Source organism: Streptomyces sparsus (genome assembly GCF_054776295.1).
In genome coordinates this window covers 1-3,693 of sequence record NZ_BAAHCA010000490.1, presented here as the reverse complement: position 1 = coordinate 3,693, position 3,693 = coordinate 1, and the positions used below count along the sequence as shown (strand labels likewise).

General features: G+C 72.1%; 4 protein-coding genes and 1 pseudogene. 3 read left to right on the top strand and 2 right to left on the bottom strand.

Annotation, left to right across the window (positions count from 1 at the left end; all coding sequences use genetic code 11):
* Window positions 1–259: pseudogene (locus tag ACYVE9_RS19005) on the bottom strand (hypothetical protein); the annotation flags it as partial.
* Between the two features lie 215 nt (window positions 260–474).
* On the opposite strand from ACYVE9_RS19005, the gene ACYVE9_RS19000 reads away from it, so the two are divergent.
* From ACYVE9_RS19000 to ACYVE9_RS18990, 3 genes are all read left to right on the top strand, one after another.
* Window positions 475–1,452, top strand: a complete 978-nt coding sequence (locus ACYVE9_RS19000; protein WP_461029084.1) for an NAD(P)H-quinone oxidoreductase — start codon at window positions 475–477, stop codon at window positions 1,450–1,452.
* Window positions 1,453–1,576: 124 nt separating this feature from the next.
* Window positions 1,577–2,167 (top strand): hypothetical protein, encoded by a 591-nt coding sequence (locus tag ACYVE9_RS18995; protein WP_461029083.1) that lies wholly within the window; start codon window positions 1,577–1,579, stop codon window positions 2,165–2,167.
* A gap of 31 nt (window positions 2,168–2,198) precedes the next feature.
* Complete coding sequence (locus ACYVE9_RS18990; RefSeq protein ID WP_461029082.1) at window positions 2,199–2,759, top strand: bacterial proteasome activator family protein; 561 nt, start codon at window positions 2,199–2,201, stop codon at window positions 2,757–2,759.
* Between the two features lie 162 nt (window positions 2,760–2,921).
* Here the strand turns inward: ACYVE9_RS18990 and ACYVE9_RS18985 are convergent.
* Window positions 2,922–3,693, bottom strand: a 772-nt coding sequence (locus tag ACYVE9_RS18985; protein ID WP_461029081.1) for a dihydrolipoamide acetyltransferase family protein, incomplete at its 5' end; no start/stop codon positions are given.

Here is a 3,693-nt window from a genome sequence, read left to right as displayed (position 1 = left end):
GGTCGGCCGGGAGCGGGGCAGGTGCGGCGAGGGACGGGGCGGCGGTGGCCGCGGCGTGCGCGAGCCACTGCACGACGGTGGAGACCGTGCCGGAGTCCAGCGCGGACAGCGCGGCGAGGGCCGTGCGGTCACCGGGGCCGGGTGGCACGCCGTACTCGGTGAGCTTGGCGAGGAGGGCGAGGCGGTTCTCGTCGGCCTCTCCTAGTACGGGTGCGCGTCCTGCGGGAAGTGCGCATGCGTCGGTGTTGGTGGTGAGCATGTGCGGCGACCTCCGATGGGTCCGGCCCCTGGCGTACGGGACCGGAGGGTGTCGGGAACAGGTGATGATTGATCCCACTGCGGAACGATTGGTCCCGGTTCCCGTCACCGTGTGTTCTCACCCGTTCAGCGGCGTGGACGTGCGCGCCCGGCCCGCCCCGGCGGGGCCGCGCGGGCGCCTGCGGGCCGGCGGGGCAGCGGGGTAGCGTCGGGTGTATGCATGCGATCACGATTCCCGAACCCGGTGGCCCCGAGGCGCTCGTCTGGGCCGAGGTACCCGATCCCGTGCCCGGTGAGGGCGAGGTCCTGATCGAGGTGGCGGCGACGGCCGTCAACCGTGCCGACACGCTCCAGCGGCAGGGCTTCTACGACCCGCCGCCCGGCACGTCCCCCTACCCGGGCCTGGAGTGCTCCGGGACGATCGCCGAGTTGGGGCCGGGTGCGGTCGGCTGGAACGTCGGCGACGAGGTGTGCGCGCTGCTGACCGGTGGCGGCTACGCGGAGAAGGTCGCCGTGCCGGCCGGTCAACTGCTGCCCGTGCCCGCCGGTATGGACGTGGTGGAGGCGGCCGGGCTGCCCGAGGTGGCCTGCACGGTCTGGTCGAACGTCTTCATGATCGCGCATCTGCGGCCGGGTGAGACGCTGCTGGTGCACGGCGGCGGCAGTGGGATCGGCACGATGGCGATCCAGTTGGCGAAGGCCGTCGGAGCACGGGTGGCGGTGACGGCGGGCAGCACGGAGAAGCTGCGGCGCTGCGCCGAGTTGGGTGCGGACGTGCTCATCGACTACCGCGAGCAGGACTTCGTGGAGGAGCTGGCCAAGGCGACGGACGGTCACGGCGCCGACGTCGTCCTGGACATCATCGGGGCCAAGTACCTCGACCGGAACATCAAGGCACTCGCGGTCAACGGCCGCATCGCGGTGATCGGTCTGATGGGCGGTCGCAAGGGCGAACTGAACCTGGGCGCACTGCTCGGCAAGCGCGGTGCCATCACGGCGACGACCCTGCGGGCGCGGCCGGTGGAGGAGAAGACCGCTATCGTGGCAGCGGTGCGGGAGCACGTGTGGCCGCTGGTCGAGAGCGGCCGGATCCGTACCGTGGTGGACCGTCAACTCCCGTTGCCCCAGGCGGCGGAGGCGCATCGGACGATGGAGAGCAGCAGCCACGTCGGCAAGATCCTGCTGACTCGTTGAGGCGGCCCCCGAGCCCCTCAATTCACTCTGCGTCAACCCTTCCGCCCGAGATGCCGGACTCCGCCATTCATGTGACGCTGGTACTACTCCAGTCGGTGAGTCTGTACGGGAGGGATCGGAGCTCGTGAAGGCGTCCGTGAGTGGTCTGCTCGTCAGTGTGGTCCTGACCGCGATGCTGCCGGCCTCGGTGGCGATGGCGACCACGGCTCCGCCGTCGGAGCCGTCCTCGTCGCCTTCCTTCCGGTATCCCGTGGGCGGCGGCGAGCTGGTGTTGCCGGTACCGGGGCATGGGCACGGTGGCTTGTGGCCCGGGCACGGCGAGCCGTCCCACGACGCCGCGGGCTCACCGTCGCCCTCCGCGTCGCCGTCGGACAGCGAGTCGCCGGACGCGGAGGCGTCCCTCTCGGCACCGCCGCCGTCGCCGACCCCCTCGCCCACGCCGTCCCGGCAGCCGCAGGACGTCGTGGTGCGGCCGTCGGTGCCGCCGCGGCAGCAGCCGCCGTCCCCGCAGCGCTGGATCCCCGCGCACGAGGTCCGCGAGGACGACCTCGGCGAGTGGGACCTGTACGCGGACGAGGAGGACGAGCGGGCCGGCGAGCAGTTGACCTTCCCGCAGACCGGTGGCGAGCTGCTGCCGGTGCTCCCGCTGGGCGCCGGACTGGCCTGCCTGGGGCTGGGGCTGGCGTTCCTCGGGCTTCGCCTGCGGCGCCGGTGAGCGGTCCGCCGCCGGCGTGCAGAATGGAGGTATGACACAGCCGATGAACGAACGCTCGCAGGAGAGTCAGCAGGTCCTGGTCGTCGGCCCGGACGGGATGGCACTCGGCAGCACCGCGGCCGCGGGCAGCGGCGACGACGGGGACGCCCGGGAGACCCCGGTGACCGAGATGGTCGAGCAGCCCGCCAAGGTCATGAGGATCGGCAGCATGATCAAGCAGCTGCTGGAAGAGGTGAAGTCGGCGCCGCTGGACGAGGCGAGCCGGGTCCGGCTCAAGGAGATCCACTCCAGTTCCGTCAAGGAGCTGGAGGACGGACTCGCACCCGAGCTGATCGAGGAGCTGGAGCGGATCTCGCTGCCCTTCACCGACGACGTGGTGCCCACCGAAGCCGAACTGCGCATCGCCCAGGCCCAGCTCGTGGGCTGGCTGGAGGGCCTCTTCCACGGCATCCAGACGGCCCTCTTCGCCCAGCAGATGGCTGCCCGCGCCCAGCTGGAGCAGATGCGGCGGGCGCTGCCGCCCGGCACGCTGCCCGACGGTCCCGAGGGCGCAGGCGAGCAGGGCCCGGTCCGCTCCGGCCCCTACCTCTGACCGCTCGGACACCGCTGACCGCTCGGACCTTCCCGCCGCACGGAAGCACGGGCGGCGGACACCGGAAGGGCCCGGCACGCGTACGTGCCGGGCCCTTCCGGTGTTCCTGCCGCCGGGGACGCCCGTCGGACGGCTGCTGATCGCCCGCCGGGCCGCCGCCCGTCAGCTCCAGGTGATGAGCCGCTTGGGGTGCTCCAGCACGGCCGCCGTGTCGGCCAGCACGCGGGAGCCCAGCTCGCCGTCGACCAGCCGGTGGTCGAAGGAGAGCGCCAGCGTGGTGACCTTGCGGGGCTTGACCTTGCCCTTGTGCACCCACGGCTGGTCCTTGATCGCGCCGAAGGCGAGGATCGCGGACTCCCCGGGGTTGAGGATCGGCGTGCCGGTGTCCACACCGAAGACGCCCACGTTGGTGATGGTGACCGTCCCGCCCTGCATGTCGGCGGGTGACGTCTTGCCGTCCCGTGCGGTGCTGATCAGGTCGCTCAGCGACGTCGACAGCTCCGGCAGCGTCTTGGCCTGGGCGTCCTTGATGTTCGGCACGATCAGCCCGCGCGGGGTGGCCGCCGCGATGCCCAGGTTGACGTAGTCCTTGTAGACGATCTCCTGGTTCTCCTCGTCCCAGGACGCGTTGACGTCCGGGTTGCGGCGGATGGCGACCAGCAGGGCCTTGGCGACGAGCAGCAGCGGGTTGACCCGCAGCCCCGCCATCTCCGGGTCCTCCTTGAGCTGCTGCACGAGCTTCATCGTGCGGGTGACGTCGACCGTCACGAACTCGGTGACGTGCGGCGCGGTGAAGGCGCTGGACACCATGGCGGCGGCCGTCGCCTTGCGCACGCCCTTGACCGGCACCCGGCGCTCCCGGATGGCGGCCATCGACTGCGGCTCCACCGACGGCGCCGGGCTCGTCGCCCGGTCCGCGGCGGGCGCGGCCGGC